The sequence below is a fragment of the Blastococcus atacamensis genome, from assembly GCF_002938425.1.
GTDB lineage: Bacteria > Actinomycetota > Actinomycetes > Mycobacteriales > Geodermatophilaceae > Blastococcus > Blastococcus atacamensis.
Genome location: NZ_POQU01000036.1, coordinates 1 through 15,479 on the forward strand (window position 1 = coordinate 1; position 15,479 = coordinate 15,479).

16 protein-coding genes and 1 tRNA gene are annotated in these 15,479 nt (G+C 73.7%); 12 read left to right on the top strand and 5 right to left on the bottom strand.

From position 1 onward, the window contains the following. Nucleotides 1-33 precede the first annotated feature (33 nt). The 8 genes from C5508_RS10345 to C5508_RS10380 all read left to right on the top strand — a co-directional run bounded on the left by C5508_RS10345 (nt 34) and on the right by C5508_RS10380 (nt 7,987). Nucleotides 34-957, top strand: a complete 924-nt coding sequence (locus C5508_RS10345; protein WP_104524863.1) for an ATP-grasp domain-containing protein — start codon at nt 34-36, stop codon at nt 955-957. After that, entirely contained in the window at nt 954-2,102 is a 1,149-nt protein-coding gene (wecB, locus tag C5508_RS10350; RefSeq protein WP_104524864.1) for a non-hydrolyzing UDP-N-acetylglucosamine 2-epimerase, read from the top strand. Before C5508_RS10345 ends, wecB begins: the two co-directional genes overlap by 4 nt. Further along, complete coding sequence (locus tag C5508_RS10355; protein ID WP_232797044.1) at nt 2,096-2,830, top strand: HAD family hydrolase; 735 nt, start codon at nt 2,096-2,098, stop codon at nt 2,828-2,830. The genes wecB and C5508_RS10355 overlap by 7 nt, the downstream gene beginning before the upstream one ends. Before the next feature lie 89 nt (nt 2,831-2,919). Beyond that, the gene (locus C5508_RS10360) at nt 2,920-3,447 is read left to right on the top strand and encodes a hypothetical protein (RefSeq protein WP_104524865.1); all 528 of its coding nucleotides are present in this window, start codon (nt 2,920-2,922) and stop codon (nt 3,445-3,447) included. Nucleotides 3,448-3,666: 219 nt separating this feature from the next. After that, nucleotides 3,667-3,753, top strand: a tRNA-Ser gene (locus C5508_RS10365). 311 nt (nt 3,754-4,064) lie between these two features. Next, complete coding sequence (locus C5508_RS10370; protein ID WP_104524866.1) at nt 4,065-6,332, top strand: immune inhibitor A domain-containing protein; 2,268 nt, start codon at nt 4,065-4,067, stop codon at nt 6,330-6,332. A gap of 333 nt (nt 6,333-6,665) precedes the next feature. After that, nucleotides 6,666-7,508, top strand: a complete 843-nt coding sequence (locus C5508_RS10375) for a hypothetical protein (protein ID WP_408607760.1) — start codon at nt 6,666-6,668, stop codon at nt 7,506-7,508. After that, on the top strand, nt 7,505-7,987 hold the full coding sequence (locus C5508_RS10380; RefSeq protein ID WP_232797045.1) for a GGDEF domain-containing protein: 483 nt from the start codon (nt 7,505-7,507) through the stop codon (nt 7,985-7,987). Before C5508_RS10375 ends, C5508_RS10380 begins: the two co-directional genes overlap by 4 nt. A 7-nt stretch (nt 7,988-7,994) precedes the next feature. Here C5508_RS10380 and C5508_RS10385 read toward each other — a convergent pair whose 3' ends face one another. From C5508_RS10385 to C5508_RS10400, 4 genes are read right to left on the bottom strand one after another with little or no spacing between them, the layout of a single operon-like run. Continuing rightward, nucleotides 7,995-9,110: an NAD(P)/FAD-dependent oxidoreductase gene (locus C5508_RS10385; RefSeq protein WP_104524867.1), complete on the bottom strand. Its 1,116-nt coding sequence runs from the start codon at nt 9,108-9,110 to the stop codon at nt 7,995-7,997. 27 nt (nt 9,111-9,137) lie between these two features. Next, nucleotides 9,138-10,073 carry an alpha/beta fold hydrolase gene (locus tag C5508_RS10390; protein ID WP_104524868.1) on the bottom strand — a complete coding sequence of 312 codons (936 nt, stop codon included), beginning with the start codon at nt 10,071-10,073 and terminating at the stop codon, nt 9,138-9,140. A 53-nt stretch (nt 10,074-10,126) separates the two neighbouring features. Then, on the bottom strand, nt 10,127-10,699 hold the full coding sequence (locus C5508_RS10395) for an LOG family protein (RefSeq protein WP_104524869.1): 573 nt from the start codon (nt 10,697-10,699) through the stop codon (nt 10,127-10,129). A gap of 2 nt (nt 10,700-10,701) precedes the next feature. After that, complete coding sequence (locus C5508_RS10400; protein ID WP_232797046.1) at nt 10,702-11,160, bottom strand: MaoC family dehydratase; 459 nt, start codon at nt 11,158-11,160, stop codon at nt 10,702-10,704. A 141-nt stretch (nt 11,161-11,301) separates the two neighbouring features. Between C5508_RS10400 and C5508_RS10405 the strand changes: the two genes are divergently transcribed. From C5508_RS10405 to C5508_RS10425, 4 genes are all read left to right on the top strand, one after another. Then, nucleotides 11,302-11,793 (top strand): NUDIX domain-containing protein, encoded by a 492-nt coding sequence (locus C5508_RS10405; RefSeq protein ID WP_104524870.1) that lies wholly within the window; start codon nt 11,302-11,304, stop codon nt 11,791-11,793. Nucleotides 11,794-12,683: 890 nt separating this feature from the next. Beyond that, complete coding sequence (locus C5508_RS10415) at nt 12,684-13,574, top strand: 1,4-dihydroxy-2-naphthoyl-CoA synthase (RefSeq protein WP_104524871.1); 891 nt, start codon at nt 12,684-12,686, stop codon at nt 13,572-13,574. Between the two features lie 58 nt (nt 13,575-13,632). Next, nucleotides 13,633-13,965: a hypothetical protein gene (locus C5508_RS10420; protein WP_104524895.1), complete on the top strand. Its 333-nt coding sequence runs from the start codon at nt 13,633-13,635 to the stop codon at nt 13,963-13,965. A 103-nt stretch (nt 13,966-14,068) separates the two neighbouring features. Further along, nucleotides 14,069-14,659: a TetR-like C-terminal domain-containing protein gene (locus C5508_RS10425; protein ID WP_104524872.1), complete on the top strand. Its 591-nt coding sequence runs from the start codon at nt 14,069-14,071 to the stop codon at nt 14,657-14,659. Nucleotides 14,660-14,673: 14 nt separating this feature from the next. Here the strand turns inward: C5508_RS10425 and C5508_RS10430 are convergent, their stop codons facing one another. After that, on the bottom strand, nt 14,674-15,390 hold the full coding sequence (locus tag C5508_RS10430; RefSeq protein WP_104524873.1) for a TetR/AcrR family transcriptional regulator: 717 nt from the start codon (nt 15,388-15,390) through the stop codon (nt 14,674-14,676). Nucleotides 15,391-15,479: the final 89 nt, after the last annotated feature.

Below are 15,479 nucleotides of genomic sequence, written 5' to 3' on the forward strand. Positions count from 1 at the left end.
ACAGGTGTATAAGATACACCGCCCACCTCCGGGTTGTGGGCCGAGGCCCCGGCCCCGGTTGCTGCTCCGGCTCCGGCTCCGGCTCCGTCCGCGGTCCTGGTCACCGGCTCCGGGGGCCCGGCCGGGATCGCCGTCGTCCGCCGGCTGGTCGCCCTCGGGCACCGGGTCGTGGCCGCGGACGCCGACCCGGCCGCCGTGGGCGGTGCGCTGGCCCAGGTGTCCGTGACCCTGCCGCACGCGGACCACCCGCGCTTCCTCGATGCGCTGCTCGGTGCCGCCGCGGGATATGGCGTGGACGCGCTCATCGGCACGGTCGCCGAGGAGCTGCCGGTGCTCGGCGCCGGCGTCGACCGGCTGACCGCGGCCGCGGTGGCCACCTGGCTGCCCGACCCGACCGCGGTCGCCATGTGCTGCGACGAGGGCGCCTTCGCCGAGCGCATGCAGCAGGCGGGGGTGTGCGTGGCCGGTCCCGACCTCGTCGCACGGACCCGGGAAGGTGTCCGCGAGTTCACCGCCGACGCGCTGGTCGACCGGAACGGCCGGCTGCTCACCGTCGTCCCCCGCTGGCCGGACGGGACGAGGGCAGGGATCCCGGTCCAGGGCACCACCTTCGAGTCCGCGACCGTCACCGACCTGGTGTCCGACGCGCTCGCGGCGGTCGGGCTGACCGGACCGGCCACCGTGCGGGGCTGCGTGGCCGACGACGGCACCGCCACGGTCGTCCGGATCGATCCGCGGTTCTCCGGCGGTCTGCCGCTCACCCTGGCGGCCGGCGCCGACGTCGTCGCCGCGTACCTGACCGGGATCCGCCATCCGCAGGCGCAGTTGCCCTTCCTCTATTTCACCGCCGGTGTGCGGATGCGCCGTTTCCTCGCCGAGACCTACACGGCCGCCGACGGCTCACCGGTCGTCGACCCGTACGCGCCCGCCGCGGTGTCCGTCGAGGTGCCGGCATGACCCGGCGCCGGCACGTGCTGGTGCCCTTCGGCACCCGCCCGGAGGTCGTGAAGCTCGCCCCGGTCGTCAGCGCGCTGACCGCCGCGGGGCACGAGGTCACCGTCGTCGACACCGGGCAGCACAGCGACCCCGCCCTGAGCTCGGAGCTGCAGGATGCGCTCGGGCTGGCGCCCACGCTGCGGTTCGTCCTGCCCACGGAGCAGCCCGCGCGCACCGGCGCCCTGCACGCCGACGCGGCCGCAGCGGTGGCGAGGTTCCGGCCCGACCTCGTGCTGGCCCTCGGCGACACCAACACCGTGCCGGCCTACGCGCTGGCAGCCCGGGGGGCAGGGGTGCCGTTCGGCCACGTCGAGGCCGGGCTGCGCAGCCTCAACCAGCGCAGCATCGAGGAGGTCAACCGCAAGGTGGCCGCCGCGTCCGCCCAGGTGCACTTCGCCCCGACCGCCCGCGCCGCGGTGTTCCTCGCCGCGGAGGGCGTCCCTGAGGAACGGATCTTCGTCGTCGGCAACCCCGTGATCGACACGCTCGTGGCGCGCGGCGTCGCCCCCCGTCCGGCCGCGGAGCGCGCCGGCGTCCTCGTCACCGCGCACCGGCCCACGAACGTCGACGACCCGGTCCGCCTGGCCCGGCTGGTCGCCGTGGTCCGCGGGCTGGCCGACACGATCGGCCCGGTCACCTTTCCCGTGCACCCGCGGACCGCCCGGCGGCTGGAGGAGACCGGCCTGGCCGCGGAGCTGGAGCACCCCGGCGTCACCCTGACAGCCCCGCTGGACTACGACTCCCTGCTGGCGACGCTCGCCTCCTCCCGACTGGCGGTCACCGACTCCGGCGGTATCCAGGAGGAGGCGGCCTACCTCGGCGTGCCGGTGGTGGTGCTCCGCGCCTCGACCCCCCGCTGGGAGGGCGTGGAGGCGGGAACGACCACGCTCGCCGGTCTGGCCGACGACGACGCCGCCGCCCAGGTGCTGGCCGCCGCGTCGGCGCACAGCTCCGCGGTCGGGCAGGAGCGTGCCGCGACCCTCCCGTGCCCCTACGGCGACGGCACGACCGGCGTCCGCATCGCCGGCATCCTCGCCGACGAGCGCACCGACGACCTGCTCGCGCTCACCGAGCCCGACTTCACCGACGGGCACCTGCCGTGGTGAGCCCGGCGTGGGACGGCCCGCCGCCCCTGGGTGTCGTCGTGGACCTCGACGACACGCTGTACCCGCAGGCCGCCTACCTCGCCGGAGCCGCGGTCTCGGTGGGCCGGGCCGCCGGCGACCTGGGGCTGGACGGCGACGCCGTCGCGACGGCGCTGGCCGCCTGCCTGGCTGCCGGCTCGGACACCGGCGGCACCATCGACCGCGCGCTGCTCGCCGTCGGGGTGCCGGAGGCGGCGCTGCCCGACCTCGTGCCGCCGCTGGTCGCCGCGTTCACCGGGCACATCCCCGACCGGCTGGACCCCTACCCGGGTGCGGCGGCCGCGCTGCGGTCGCTCCTCGCCGTGGCGCCGGTCGGCTGCATCACCGACGGCAACCCCGTCATCCAGGCGGCGAAGCTCGCCGCTACCGGTCTCTCGCCGCTGCTCCCCGCCGTCGTCATCACCGACGACCTGGGTGGCCGCGCGATGCGCAAGCCGCACCCCGCCGGGCTGACCGTGCTGGCGGAGCGGATGGGCGTGCCGGCCGACCGGCTGCTGGTCGTCGGCGACCGGCCGACCAAGGACGTCGCCGTCGCCGCCGCTGTCGGTGCCCGCGCCATCCGGATCCGGCAGGGCGAGTACGCCGCTGCACCCGACACCCCGGAGGCCTGGGCGGTCGTCGACTCGTTCCCCGCGGCGGCCGAGCTGGCGCTGGGCGTGCTCGTGGCGCCCGCTCACTCCTTCGGATGACGCCGGCCGCCGAGGGCTCCGGTCCGGGGCCCGAGGAGCCGATGGCGTGCTCATGGGTGGGTCAGCCGCCCCCGATCCGAGGTGGATGGATGAGCAGGCAGCGGATCAGCCGCGCGAGCAGGTCGAGGGCGCTCGGCGTCCTCGTCGCGGTGTGCGTCGTCCTCGGGCTGTCGGCCTTGCCTGGCGTGGCCTCGGCCGCTCCGCCCCAGGTGACCCCTCTCGTGGACTGCTACCGGCAGAACACCGACGGGAGCTACACGGTCGTCTTCGGATACACGAGCACGCGCAAGTGGACGACGACCATCGACCACGGCTCGGACAACTACCTGTACCCGTACAAGTACCACGGCTCTCAGCCGGAGACCTTCGAGCCCGGCACGTACCAGGGGGTGTTCTCGCTCCGCGTCAGCGCCGCCGATGTCGCCACCTTCCGGTGGGAGCTCGACCGGACGACGCTGACGTACGAGTCGGCGGCATCGGCGCCCACGTGCTCGTCGTCCACCCCGTTGCCCGCGCTCGGCAACGGCACCGGCCTGGCGATCGCGCTCCTGGCCGGAGGCGTGTTCGGCGTCCTCTTCGTGCGCCGCATCATCCGCCGGGCCGCCGCCCGCGCCTGACACCGCGCGGACGGTCTCCCCTCGGCCACCGGCACGCCGCCTGTATCCGTCCAGCGCAACCGGAGGTGCATCACCTGGTGCTGCGATGCTGCCGGTGCGGATCGGCCGCCGTAGCATGGGCCCTCGCGTGCGGCGTCCGTGCGGCGAGCAGGGATCTCGGCGAGCCTGGAGTTCCTACCGGTCGCCCGGCGAAGCAGTTCAGGCGCATGCGATCTGCTGGGAGGGCTCGCATAGTGGCCTAGTGCGGCGGTCTTGAAAACCGCTATGGGGTAACACCCATCGTGGGTTCGAATCCCACGCCCTCCGCTGCCGGTGCCGCGTCCCCCATGCGCCCCGGAGCGTTCGCGTGGGTGGCGGCCGACAGCGGGCTGATCCCAGTCCTCGGGATGTAGTCACACCAATCTGGTGGCGCCGGCCAGTTGCTCCACAAGGGTGAAGTCAGAGGTCGGGGCGGCAATTCTCGACCGACGGGCGCGAGCGGGGTGTGACCGGTCCGTCTCGGAGCGTAGACAGGGTTGCAGGGCTCACCTAACGTCCCCGACGGCCGCCCATGAGGGCCGTCGGTGACTCCCCACCGGCCGGCTGGACGGCCGTCCTCTGATCCAGGAGAACGTCCTTTGAAGAGAGCTCTGGCCGTCGTCGCCGGTGTCGCCGTGGTCATGGCGGTCCCGGTGACCGCATCCGCCGCTCCGCCGGTGGGCGACGCCCCCGCCACCCCCACCCGCTCGGATGACTTGTCGAGCCCGCTGTCGGACAAGCAGCGCGAACTGCGCGCCGCCGCGGCCGAGAAGGTCGTCTCCGGTGAGGCCACCGCGCAGGGTGACAACAAGGTCGTCCAGGTCGCCAAGGGCCAGTACGTCGAGCTCGCTCGCGAGGACACCGACGCCATCTGGACCGTCCTCGGCGAGTTCAGCGACGTGCCGCACAACTCGATCCCCGAGCCCGACCGCTCGGTCGACAACACCACCATCTGGGCCGAGGACTTCTCCCAGCCCTACTTCGACGGGCTGCTCCACTCGCAGGAGCCGGGCGTCAACTCGGTCGCCAATTTCTACGACGAGCTCTCCTCCGGCCGGTACACCGTCACCGGCGAGGTCGAGGACTGGGTGACGGTGCCAGGAAACGGCGTCTCGTACGGGGACAACGACCTGGGTGACGCGGTCACCTGGAAGTTCGTGAACGACACGATGAACACCTGGTACGAGAAGCAGCTGGACGCCGGGAAGACTATGGCTGAGATCGACCAGTACCTGTCGCAGTTCGACGTCTGGGACCGCTACGACTTCGACGGCGACGGCGACTTCGACGAGGCCGACGGGTACATCGACCACTTCCAGGCCGTGCACTCGGGCATGGGCGAGGAGGTCGGCGGCGGGGTTCTCGGCGACGACGCCATCTGGTCGCACCGCTGGTACAACCAGACCACCCGCATCGGCGCCGGCGGGCCGACACTGGACGACGGCACGGTCGTCCCGAACGGTGGCGCGCGGGTCGGCCAGTCGAAGTACTGGGTCGGTGACTACACCGTCGAGCCGGAGAACGGCGGCGTCGGTGTCTTCGCCCACGAGTTCGGTCACGACCTCGGCCTGCCGGACCTCTACGACACCTCCGGCAACAGCGGCGGCGCGGAGAACAGCACCGCCTTCTGGACGCTGATGAGCTCCGGTTCCTACGGCAACAGCGGCATCCCGGCCGACGGCATCGGTACCAAGCCGATCCACATGGGCGCGTGGGAGAAGCTGCAGCTCGGCTGGCTGAACTATGACGTCGTGCAGCCCGGCGCCAGGGCCAACACCAAGCTCGGCCCGGCGTCGGCCAACACGAAGCAGGCCCAGGCGCTCATCACCCTGCTGCCCGACCGCGAGGTGACCACGACCGTGGGCACGCCGTTCGAGGGCCTCGACTTCTGGTACTCGGGCTCCGGTGATGACCTCGACAACAGCATGCTCGCTCCGCTCCCCCCGGGTGCGACGACGCTGGCGGCCGAGGTCAAGTACCAGATCGAGCAGGACTGGGACTACGCCTACGCGGTCTACTCGACCGACGGCGGCACGACGTTCACGTCGCTGCCGACGAACCGCTCGACGACCACCGACCCCAATGGCCAGAACTTCGGCTCCGGCATCACGGGGAGCACCGGCGGTGAGTGGGTCGACCTCAGCGCCGACCTGACCGGCGTCCCGGCCGGCGCGCAGGTGGGCTTCCGGTACTGGACCGACGGCGCGGCCACCGAGCCGGGCCTGCAGGTCGACGCCGTGACCGTCGACGGCACCCCGGTGACCGATTGGACGTTGAACGGCTTCACCCAGACCACCGGCACGATGACCTCGTCCTACTTCAACGCCTACATCGCCGAGAACCGGACCTACACCGGGTACGACGACGGTCTGCGGACCGGCCCCTACAACTTCGGCGACCCGACCCGTCCGGACTGGGCCGAGCACTTCACCTACCAGGACGGCTTGCTCATCAGCTACTGGAACGCCCAGTACTCCGACAACAACGTCGGGGCTCATCCGGGCGGCGGCCTGATCCTGCCGGTCGACGCGCACCCCGGTCTGCTCTACGAGCCGACCGACGACGAGGGCACGAACCGCACCGACGGCGAGAGCTGGCGGCCGCGGGTCCAGTCCTACGACTCCACCTTCGGGCGGCAGACGGCGGACCGGATCACCCTGCACGACCCGGACACGGGCGTGGCCGGCACCTACGGCGGTCTGGCCGCGGTGCCGACGTTCGACGACACCAAGGACTGGTACGTGGCACCGGGTGAGCAACCGGACGCGAACGGCTGGACCGGGGTCGACGTGCCGAGGACCGGCACGAAGATCACCGTCGTGAGCACCAGCGCCCACGACAGCTTCATGCAGGTCCGCGTGAACTGATCCGCCAGCACTCCGCGAACGGCCCGTCGGCACCCGTCGGCGGGCCGTTCCGCGTCCCGCGGAGGACACGCCGCGACATGCCCGCCCGGAAACGTCACCGCCGGGACGACGCGGCCCGATCCGCCGCGTTTCCGCAGGTCAGACTGTCCCGTGTCGACAAGGCGCCGCCGTGGGAGCTGGGTCACCACGACGTCCCGGGGGGTGCCGCAACGATCCGGTGACGGGGCCCTCCGGGGTGGTACGGAACCGGCCGGTCGGGGGCCCGCGGAGCCGTAACTTCTGCACCACACCGCGGTACTTCCCGCCGCGGCCAGGGCGTCGAGGAGTTACCCCGTGACCATGGGCACGTTGTTGTTGTGGCCGACCACCGCACTGCTTGGCTTCCTCCTGACCACAGCGGTGGTGGTGGTCCTCGGGGCGAGCTCGACGGCCCGCTACGAGTTCGAGCGCAACGCCGCCCGCACCTCGGAGGCGGCCATCGTCCGCAGCATGAGCAACCACCCGGCCGGCCGTCGCGCCGCCGGCAGCAACCGGGGCGGCGGCGCGTCGACGCAGCCCCAGACCCAGCCCCAGCCGCAGGCGGTCGCCCTCGCCGAGCGTCCCGAGCCGGCTCCGTCGCCCGCGGCCCCGACCTGGTGGCTGGTCGGCGAGACGGCCGAGGTGCTGAGCGGTCCCTACGACGACCGGCTCGACGCCGACTGGGCGGTCCTCGACTCCGACGTCCCCGCCGTGGCCGTCTTCGGAGCCCGGCGCGCCGACGGGACCGTCGCTCCGCGCCCCACTCCGGAGGACCGGGCGTGGCTGACCGAGCTGGGCGACCAGCTGGACCGGCTGCCCGAGGACTGGGACGCCCTGCTGTCGGACACCGACCCGCTGACCACCCTGGTCGTGGAGATCGCCGCAGCGCTGCTCGAGGCGGGTCTGCCCCTCTACGACGCCGCGAAGGAAACCCCCTCCGGTGGGGTCTGGCTGGCTCCCGACGCCGGCAACTGCAGCGTCCTGGTCAGCTGGCGCACCCACTCCCGTATGAGCGTCTCCGGATCGCGGGGCCCCGAGGCCGACGCCGCCGTCCAGGGGCTGATGAACGAGACGGTCGCCGACGTCCTGACCCAGCTCGGGTTCGTCGTCCAGACCCTCGGCGAGGTCGGCTGCTCGATGGTGACCGCGCTGCGTTGACCGGACCCACTCCTAGTGGGGTCCTCGACCAGGCGCTCACCAGCGCCCTGGCCCGCACCGGTCCCCAGGAGGGGGCGGCGCTGCTGCTCATGGACGTCGACGAGGTCAAGTTCATCAACGACGTGCACGGGCACCTGGCCGGTGACGACGCCCTGGTGCACCTCCCGTGGATCGTTCGGCTCCAGATGCGGTCCACCGACGCCGTCGTGAGCCGGATGGGCGGCGACGAGGTGGCGATCCTGCTGCGCTCCTGCTCCCGGGAGGCCGCCGTCCGCCGGGCCGGGCAGGTGCTGGACGCCGTGCGGGGGGAGCCGCTGGTGCTCCCCGACGGCACCCTCTACGGGCTCTCGATCAGCGTCGGGGTCGCCCACGCCGATTCCCGCACCGCCGACCTGCGCTCGCTCTACGCCGCGGCCGACGAGGCGCTCTACGCCGCCAAGCGCGGCGGGCGCGGGCGGGTCGAGGCCGCGTTCGCCTGATCCCCGCTCACCGCAGGCTCCGCGCCGCTGCGGTCAGCGCACGGGGTGTGAGCCGGCCGTCGGCCAGTCCGAGCGCGACGACGTCGTCGAACACCCGCTGGTCGCGCCCGGCGCCCCGGAGGACGGCGTCCATGAGCAGCGGCCACCGGCTGAGCCGGGACGCCGTCGACGAGTGGCGCAGGTGCCGGCCGAGCCGCCCGGTCAGCGCCTTCCGGTAGGCGGCTCCGGCGTCGGCGCCGCCGCCCGCAGCCTGCCCGGCCAGGGCCCCGGACAGCACCGCGTAGAAGATGCCCTCGCCGGTCAGCGGATTGATCAGTGACGCGGCGTCGCCGGCCAGCAGCACCCGTCCGTCGGGCTGCCGGGGGCGGCCGGTGCTCAGCGGGAGGCGGTGCGCGCGCAGCTGCTCCGGCTCGATGCCGGGGAGCAGCCGGTGCAGGCCCTCGAGCAGGCCGGCGCGCGTGGCCCCGCCCGACACCAGCTCGCCGTAGCCGACGTTGGCCCGCCCGTCGCCCAGCGGGAAGGACCAGGCGTAGGCCGGCCAGCGCTGCTCGGTCGTGGTGATGACCTGCACGCCCCGCTGCCCGGCCGGCTCGGGGGCGTACCCGCGGATCGCGACGGCGAGCTGGTCGGCCCGGTTGCGCCCCACGCCGAGCGCCCGGCGGACCACCGACTCCGCCCCGTCGGCGCCCACCAGCACGCCTGCGGTCAGCGCGCCGTCGATCTCCACGGCGTCGGGCCGCACGATCACGGTGCGGACGACGTGCCGGCGCAGCTCGGCGCCGGCGTCCTGCGCCGCCGCGATCAGCCGGGCGTCGAGGACGGCGCGTGGCACGACGTAGGAGGGCCGGGAGGTGGCCCGCTCGACGGTGCTGCCGCGGGGCGAGCGCATCCGCAGGCGCGGAACCGCGGGATACCCAGCGGTGACCGCGGTGGGATCCAGGCCCAGGCCTGCCAGGACGTCCAGCCCCTCGGGGGCGATGCCGTCGCCGCACACCTTGTCGCGCGGGAAGTCGGCGCGGTCGAGCACCAGCACCCGGGCCGAGGGGTCGGCGCGGCGGGCGGCCAGCGCGCACGCGGCCCCGGCCGGGCCACCTCCGACGACGACGACGTCCCAGTGCTCCACGACGGGAACGCTAGGCAGGCGCAGCGATCACTGCCCGACGGGGCGCGGCACGCCGTCCCAGTTCTGGGCCAGCAACCGGCGCCAGCTGTCCAGGTCGTGCGCGGCGGGCTCGGTCGTGCCGATCCAGTCGAGCAGCACGTCGCAGAACCGGCCGGGCTCGTCGAGGTGCGGCCAGTGGCCCGCGCCCTCGAACACCTCGACCCGGGCGCTCGGCACGAGCGACCGCACGGCCTCGGCGTGCTGCGCGGGCACGATCGGGTCGCGGTCACCCCAGATCACGAGCATCGGCACGGAGTCGGCGAGGTAGAGCCGGTCCAGCGCCGTGACCGCCTGGCCCTTGGCGTCCACCACACCGCGCAGCGTGCGCAGGAAGGCCCGCCGCGCCTCGACGTCCTTGAGTGCCAGCAGCGCGTCGACCGCCTGGGCCAGGTCGCCGACCCGCCGCCAGCCCGTCACGCGCCCGACCTTCTCGACCGCCTGCAGCCCGGTGCGCAGCGGTCCGGACACCTGGGCCAGCGCGGTCACGACGACCTCGGCGCCGGGCAGGGTGGCCGCCCGCAGGCCCGCCGAGAGCTCCGGGCCCAGGCCGCCGCTGCCCACGAGCGCCAGCCGCTGGCAGCGCTCCGGGAACTGGTAGGCGAACTGCAGGGCGATGCCGCCGCCGAGGGAGTGGCCCACGACGGTCGCCTGCTCGACGTCGAGGATCGAGAGCAGGTCGCGCATGCCGTTGGCGTAGGCCGCGAGCGAGTAGTCGCCCCGGGGCTTGTCGGAGTCCCCGTGCCCGAGGAGGTCCGGCGCGATGACGGTGTGGGTCGCGGCGAGCCGGTCGATGACCTTGGCCCAGGTCCGGCAGTTGTTCCCGATGCCGTGCAGGAGGAGGAGCGCCGGGCCGTCGCCCGCCCGGACGAAGGCGCGCTTGTGCCCGTGGACCACTCGGCTGTCGGCGACCTGGCGGGTTGGCATGAACCCCAGTCCACCACGTTTCGTGTTGCTGCGGGGTTACGTCTATCCCCGCGTCAGGACGACGGCGGCGTCTGCCACTTCCGCGGCGGGTGCTCGTAGCCCTCGACGAAGGCCAGCAGTCCGGCCGCGTCGTGCACCACGCCGAGCGCGTCGAGCCGTCGGGCGTCGAGGTAACCGTCGTCGACCATCCGGCGGAGCTGGGTGAGCAGCGGCTGCCAGAAGCCGTCGACGTCCAGCAAGGCCGTGGGCTTCGCGTGCAGGCCGAGCATCCCCCAGGTCCAGGCCTCGAAGAGCTCCTCGAGCGTGCCGGCGGCGCCGGGCAGGGCCACGAAGGCGTCGGACAGCTCGGCCATCCGCGCCTTGCGCTCGTGCATGGTCTGCACGACATCGAGGCGGGGCAGCCGCGGGTGCGCGACCTCGTCGTCGACCAGGTGCTGCGGCATGACCCCGATGACCTCGCCGCCGGCGGCCAGCGCGGCGTCGGCGACGACGCCCATCATCCCGACGTGCCCGCCGCCGTAGACGATGCCGACGCCGGCCTCGGCCAGCCCGGTCGCGAAGGCGGCCGCAGCGTCGGCCTGCGCGGCCGGGCCGGAGTGGGAACCGGTGAAGACGGCGATCCGCACTCTCAGCCGCCGTAGTAGCGGTAGACCGGCTCGGCGATGCAGACCGGCTTGTCGCCGCCCTCGCGCTCGATGACGCACGAGAAGGTCAGCTGCTTGCCGCCGGTGATCTCCTCGACGCCGGTCAGCGTCGCGGTGAGCCGCACCCTGGAGCCCACCGGCACGGGGGAGGGGAAGCGCACCTTGTTCAAGCCGTAGTTCACGCCCATGACGGTGTCGGTGACCAGGAGGACCTGGCCGAACAGCGGGACCAGCAGCGACAGGGTCAGGTAGCCGTGGGCGATGGGGCCGCCGAAGGGGCTCTCCTTCGTGGCGCGCTCGACGTCGATGTGGATCCACTGGTGGTCGCCGGTGGCGTCGGCGAAGAGGTTCACGTGCTCCTGCGTGACGTCGTACCAGTCGCTGGTGCCGAGCTCGGTGCCGATCAGCCCGTTCAGCTCCGCCATGGTCGTCGTGGTGCTCACGTCGTCGTGTCCTTCCCAGGAGCCTGCGATGTCTTCCGCGAACAGTCTCCCTCTGCCCCATATGTGGGGCAGAGGGGGAGCGTGCGCAGAACACCATGCCGGGCCGGGCGCAGCGGCGCGCGACCGGGTTCACTGGGCGGCGTGCTGAGCCCGACCGACGGCTGGACCGTGTGCGCCGCGGGGCACCGCCACTGGGGCCTGGCGGGCGCGGCCGGGCTGCTGATCCACCGGGACGGCGGCGAGGGGCCCGAGCTGCTCCTGCAGCACCGCGCGCGGTGGTCGCACCACGGCGGCACGTGGGGAACGCCGGGTGGCGCACTGCACGCCGGCGAGGCGCCGACGACCGGGGCGCTGCGCGAGGCGGGCGAGGAGCTCGGGCTGACTGCGGCCGACCTCGTGCTGGGCGCGCAGTCGGTCGACGACCACGGTGGATGGGCCTACACGACCGTGCTGGCCACGCCCGCGCGCCCGTTCGAGGCCTCCGACCTGCGGCTGGACGGCGAGAGCGACGGCGTCGCCTGGGTACCCAGAGCGCGGCTGGGCGAGGTGGAGCTGCACCCCGGGCTGGCCGCATCGCTGGGACGCCTGTGGTTGCTGATGCGTCCGCGGAGCCCAGGCATGGATGGGTGCTGAGGGGGGCACCCATCGTCCGATGCCCCGGCCCGATGGACGGGGGAGCACCACCGCACCGCCACGAAGGAGCCGGTCCTGTCCCGCCACGCCGCCGCCCCCACCGGACGCCACGGTTCCACCGTCACCGGTGGCGGTCGCCACGAGCGTCGTCCCCGTCGGGCCGGGTTGCTCCTGGCCATCGCCCTGCTCTGCGCCGGCTTGGTCATCGCCGTCCCGGTGACCCTGATGCTCATCGGCGGCGGTTCCGACAGTGACGGCAGCGGCTCCTCGCGCGACTCCGAGGGGGTCTTCGAGGGCAACGGTGCGACGCCTCCCGGCGGCCCCGCTGGGATCACCACGGAGGCCTCGCGCACCCCGCCCGCCGGTGACACGCCGCTCGCTCCCGCCGGCGACGCCCAGCCCGGCTCCGACGCGGCCGCGGGTGCCGCGGGAGCCGGCGGTTCCTCGTCCGGCGTTTCCTCGTCCGGCGGCGCCTCGACCGGCGGCGCCTCGACCGGCGGCGGCTCCGCGGGCGGCGGAAGCCCCGGTGGTGGCGCCAGTCCCGCGGGGGGCGGCGGTGGCACGTCGCCGGGGTCGGGCGGCAGCGGCTGGAGCGCCGGTGGGCAGGCGGCCCCCGCGCCGACTCCCGCACCTAAGTCGCAGCCTGCTCCTGCTCCTGCTCCTGCACCGGCCCCTGCCCCTGCTCCTGCACCGGCCCCTGCGCCGACTGCTCCGCCCGCATCCAACAACCCGCCTGAGGACGAGGAGGAGCCCTGCCTGTGCGAGACGGTCAAGAAGACCGTGTGCTCCCTGCCCGGCGTCTCGACACTCCTGTGCGTGGCCAAGGGGGGCTCGCTCGTCCAGGTACCGGCCTGATCCGTGCGATCCCGGCTCCCGGTTAGGTTCGGCGCATGACCGCGCGCGACGACGTCTCCGAGATCTTCGACAGCTCCGCGTGGGCGGAGGTCGAGGGCTTCGACTTCGACGACATCACCTACCACCGTGCCGTCGACGCCGGTGTCGTGCGGATCGCCTTCGACCGCCCGGAGGTGCGCAACGCGTTCCGCCCGCAGACCGTCGACGAGCTGATCACCGCTCTGGAGCACGCCCGGCTGTCCACCGACGTCGGCTGCGTGATCCTCACCGGCAACGGCCCGAGCCCCAAGGACGGCGGCTGGGCGTTCTGCTCCGGCGGCGACCAGCGGGTGCGCGGCAAGTACGGCTACGAGCACGACAAGGGGCGTTCCAGCGGCCGGCTGCACATCCTCGAGGCGCAGCGGCTGATCCGCTTCATGCCCAAGGTCGTGCTGTGCGTCGTCCCCGGCTGGGCCGCGGGCGGCGGGCACAGCCTGCACGTCGTCGCCGACCTCACGCTGGCCAGCGCAGAGCACGCCCGGTTCAAGCAGACCGACGCCGACGTGGGCAGCTTCGACGGGGGCTTCGGGTCGGCGTACCTGGCCCGCCAGGTGGGCCAGAAGTTCGCCCGCGAGATCTTCTTCCTGGGCGACGAGTACACCGCCGAGGACGCGCACGCGATGGGCATGGTCAACCGCGTGGTGCCGCACGCAGAGCTGGAGGCCACCGCACTGGAGTGGGGGAAGAAGATCGTCGCCAAGAGCCCCACGGCGCAGCGGATGCTCAAGTACTCGTTCAACCTGATCGACGACGGCCTGGTCGGCCAGCAGCTCTTCGCCGGCGAGACCACCCGGCTGGCCTACATGGCCGAGGAGGCCGTCGAGGGCCGCGATGCGTTCCTGGAGAAGCGGGACCCGGACTTCAGCCAGTTCCCCTGGCACGTGTGAGCCGGCCGATCCCCGGGGACCTTCCTGCACGGGAACCCCTGAGGAGATGGAGGACGCCGTGATCGTCGAGATCGTGACGGGCTCGGACGAGCGCCCCGAGGCGCGTGTGGTCGACGTCGACGACCTCGCCCGCCTGCACCTGGCGCTGGGCGTGGTCACCGACGAGGAGGCCGGCCAGGCGCTGGAGCGCGCGGGTCTCGGGCGGCTGCAGGACGCCGACACCGCCGTCCTCGACGTCGCCGCGCTGCGGGCTGCCGCCGAGCCGCGGGCGACGGCGTCGGACTGGGTGTCCCGGTGGGACGCGATGATCGCCTCGGCGCGCGCCCAGGGCTGGCTGTCCGCGGACGGAGCAGGGGTGCAGGTGCACGTGGAGAGCGCCGCCGGAGCCTGACCAGCGAATTGGTCACGGGATCTGCGCGCGAGATCGTTGTGGTCGCTCCATCCAGCGGCCACTATGTCCGGGTGCAGATGACCATCCGTGGCGGAGCCGCGTCGTGACCGGTTCTCCCGGCCGGCCGCTGAGCTCCGAGCTGTCGGAACAGTTGCTCGCCGTGGCCGTCGACATCCTGGCCGACGAGGGGTGGGGCCGGCTCAACAGCGACCGGATCGCCGCCCGCGCCCGCGCGGGGAAGGCGGGCATCTACCGCCGCTGGCCGACGATGGCCGCCCTCGCCCGCGCTGCCGTCGGCCGGTTCCGCCTGGTCGAGGTCCCCGAGGACCGCGGTTCGCTGCGTGCGGACCTGCTGGGTCTGCTGGAGCGCTGGACGCAGCCGCTGGACCGCGAGGAGCGCGCGGTCGCCAGCCTGGTGGGGGCCGCCTGCCACGACGAGGAGCTGCGGGCCGGGCTCGACGACGCGCTGGTGCGCCCGCTCGGGAACGCCGTGCGCGAGCTCACCGCCCGCGCCGCCGACCGGGGCGAGGCCGTCCGCCCGGAGCGGCAACGCCTCCTCGCCACCGTGCTCGAGGCGTTCTGGTGGCAGCGGTACCGGCTCGCCGAGCCGTTGACGCCGGACGATCTCGCCTTCGTCGTCGACGAGGTGCTCACGCCGCTGCTGCGCGGGGTCGGGGAGCCGGTCGCGGCCTGAGGGCCGTCGGTCGGTCAGCCGGCGCGCGGAGGGAAGCGGTTCGCCGGCGGCAGCGTCACGTCGCCGACCCGCTCCCGCACCTCGGGGAGGGTCGCCATGACCCCGTCGAACAGCCGCTCGGCCAGCAGTCCCAGCTTCTCGGCGACCTCGTGCGGGCAGGCGCCCTCGTGGACCCGGGTCCGCTGGCCGACGATGAGGGCGCGCACCGCGGCCGGCCAGGTCGCGGCGGTCAGCGTCGCCGCGGTCGCGGGGTCGGGCGGAACCGGCCCGTCACCGGGACGGACGTCGGTGGTCCACGCCTCGTGCAGGGCGTCGGACAGCAGCCGCTCGCACTCGTGGACGAGTTCGCGCTCGCGGGCCAGCAGCGCCGCCGAGGTCTCGATGGTGCGGAGGTAGGTGCGCGACTCGGCCGCGGCCAGGGCGCCGAACCGGCCACGGATGAGCGCGACGAGGTAGTCGCGGAGAGCGTTCAGGGGCGGAACCCCGGAGGCGCGGTCGCGCACGGCCTCGGCCGCCCCGTGCACCCACGGCGCGCGGCCGTCGAAGAAGAGCTCCTCCTTGGTGGAGAAGTGGTTGAACACCGTCTGCACCGCGACGCCCGACTGCCGGGCGATGTCGGCGATCGTGACGGCGTCGAAGCCGCGGTCGGCGAACATGTGGTGGGCGACGCGGCGCACGTGCGCCCGGGTCTGCGCCTTCTTCTGCGCTCGTCGTTCGTTGATGTCACCCACCGTACGAGCATAGGCACGCTCAGTTCTTGCCCGCCACCCGACTGGCCGGTCGGTATGTCGCCGCCGGGGGCCGCTGCGGCTGCTCGCCG

Excerpts from the sequence above, each read along its gene's own strand:
- C5508_RS10360 (WP_104524865.1), top strand. The coding sequence starts at position 2,920 with ATGAGCAGGCAGCGGATCAGCCGCGCGAGCAGGTCGAGGGCGCTCGGC.
- C5508_RS10415 (WP_104524871.1), top strand. The coding sequence starts at position 12,684 with ATGACCGCGCGCGACGACGTCTCCGAGATCTTCGACAGCTCCGCGTGG.
- wecB (WP_104524864.1), top strand. The coding sequence starts at position 954 with ATGACCCGGCGCCGGCACGTGCTGGTGCCCTTCGGCACCCGCCCGGAG.
- C5508_RS10390 (WP_104524868.1), bottom strand. The coding sequence starts at position 10,073 with ATGCCAACCCGCCAGGTCGCCGACAGCCGAGTGGTCCACGGGCACAAG.